At 61.0% G+C, this 1,725-nt stretch carries 1 protein-coding gene; it reads right to left on the minus strand.

The features are described from left to right. Positions 1–19 precede the first annotated feature (19 nt). The gene (locus OKC30_RS20755) at positions 20–1,636 is read right to left on the minus strand and encodes an IS1634 family transposase (protein ID WP_270805425.1); all 1,617 of its coding nucleotides are present in this window, start codon (positions 1,634–1,636) and stop codon (positions 20–22) included. Positions 1,637–1,725 lie beyond the last annotated feature (89 nt).

The following is a 1,725-nucleotide window of genomic DNA, read 5'->3' on the forward strand; positions in this document are numbered from 1 at the left end:
CCGACATTCCGCACCCGCTTCATGAATAAATCTGCCGGTATCGAGGGCCGAGAACGTCGATGATGGTCTCCTGAACGGTGTTGATGTCGGTCACTTGGGCTGGTTCGCCCCCCAGGCTGTACTCGTGGATCCCGCCAAAGCACAGGAAGATCCAGCGGGCGGTTGGCTTCTGCGTCGGTTTCTTCTTCATGTCCGGCACGCTGCGGCCTTGGGCAACCAGCCCTTTGCGGATACGGTGCTCCAGCGCGGCGTAAATCATCAGGCTGCAGGTCATCACCATCAACAGGGCTTCAATGCGCTCCGGCTTTTTCAGATAGAGCGATGAGGTCAGAAACTCGGGGCTTTTGAGGAAACGAAAGCCGCGCTCAACCGTTTGCTGTGCCTTGTAGGTGGCCAGCAGTTCGGCCATGGTCAGGGTGCCGCTCAGGTCGTTGGTGGCCAGGATGAACACGCCCGTCTGGGCGTTGGCCTCCTCCACCCGTTCCAGGCAGGTCGCGGCCTGACCCTCGATGCGGTACTGATAGCTGTCGGGTTGCTGGCCGCTTTTGGGTCTGCCGGCGCTGGCGTAAACGGGCTCCGTCAGCACGTGGCCTTGCACAATCTCCAGTAGTTTCAGCCTGTTGGCAAAGCGCGCCAGCTCCGCTTCGGCATCGGCCTGACAGGCAAAGCGCCGCGCGCACAGTTTGGTGAACGCCTTGAGCTCGCGGGTGCTGTCGCCCAGCAGGTGCTTGGCCAGCGTTTTCTGCTCGGCATGGTTGGCCTTTTCGCTGCGCACCAGCAGCCAGCGCTGCGGCACATCCGCGTAGTCGGCATCCAGCCAGCGCCCCTGGTAGCCATCGCCCAGCGCGGTCAGCGGCGCCTCACCAATGGCTGCCACAGCATTCCGTGCTTCCGTCAGGGTGCGCGGCACGCGGGTGATGAACAGCTGGCGCTGATGATGCAACAGGTGTAGGGTCTCGGCGCAGTACAGCGCTGCATCACCGACCAGATAGCGGCTCTCCTGCGCGGACTTGAGGCTGCGCAGGTGGCGCTTAACCGTCTCGCGAAAGGCGCTGTTATCGTTGCTGTTGCCACTGAGCGCTTGCAGGTACACCGGCAAGCCGGCCTGATTCTCACAGATCAGCTCCAGGATCACCTGATTGAGCTCTGGCCGATGGTCACGGCTGTATCCCCGCACCAGTTGCAGCCGGCCGGTCTGTTCGCCATCGGCGCAGTCATAGGCGCCATCGACGTGAAAGCTGGTGATATCAAGATGCACCGCCGTGGGCTTGAGCCCCAGCTTGGCGACCACTTGCTCGGCCATCACCTGATAAAGCGTCGACACATCGGCCGCAAACAGCGCATCCAGACAGCGCCCGAGCACATCATCATTAAGATCATCGGCGCAGAGCCCGGGGCCGATCAATCGCTCGACCGGCTTGTTGGCGAAGAACCGCGGGAACAGGTGCAAGGTGCTGCTATGGAAGCCTAAGCCGTTGATGATCATGGCCACCAACGCCTGACCATGAGAGACTTTGAAGGATTGGTTTTTGGGCAGCACCGCATCGATCATGCGGGCGATATCGAGCTCTTGGCACAGGCCAGCGACCAAGCCGAGGTGATCAAGGTTACGGATGGCGATGCGGGGAGCGGGCATGATGAGCGACCTGCAAAAAGCAGTAATAGATCAAAACAGCCGATCGCTGTCAAGCCGCGAAAAAGGGAAAATCAGGTGCGGAATGACGG

The organism is Aeromonas sp. QDB18 (assembly GCF_027705325.1).
GTDB lineage: Bacteria > Pseudomonadota > Gammaproteobacteria > Enterobacterales > Aeromonadaceae > Aeromonas > Aeromonas caviae.

Excerpts from the sequence above, each read along its gene's own strand:
- OKC30_RS20755 (WP_270805425.1), bottom strand. The coding sequence starts at position 1,636 with ATGCCCGCTCCCCGCATCGCCATCCGTAACCTTGATCACCTCGGCTTG.